Here is a 310-nt window from a genome sequence, read left to right as displayed (position 1 = left end):
GCGGCCAAAACGCACCCAGCCGAGCCCCCGCCGACGATGATAAAGTCATATGATTTGGTCATTGCACCCTCACAATCGATGGATTGACAAGCCACCATCCACTGGAATAATCGCCCCATTGGCGAAGGCCATTTTCCCCCGCACAAGAGGCACCACGATGCTTGCGATATCGCTTGGAATACCCCATCGTTTTGCAGTAACCAAGCCACCTTCAATGCGGGGCGTGTAGGCGTCCTTTACGCCGGCGGTCATATCGGTTTCGATAATTCCGGGCCGCAATTCAAACACGCCAATGCCGTCCTCCGCCAGT

The 310-nt window shown here is 55.5% G+C and carries 1 protein-coding gene; it reads right to left on the bottom strand.

Translation table 11 applies throughout. The features are described from left to right. Window positions 1-69: 69 nt before the first annotated feature. The coding region (locus AB9F29_RS21935) for an SDR family oxidoreductase (protein ID WP_369757252.1) at window positions 70-310 on the bottom strand (241 nt) is incomplete at its 5' end.

The sequence above is a fragment of the Falsihalocynthiibacter sp. S25ZX9 genome, from assembly GCF_041205405.1.
Taxonomy (GTDB): domain Bacteria; phylum Pseudomonadota; class Alphaproteobacteria; order Rhodobacterales; family Rhodobacteraceae; genus Falsihalocynthiibacter; species Falsihalocynthiibacter arcticus.
This window is presented reverse-complemented; position numbering and strand designations above follow the sequence as displayed.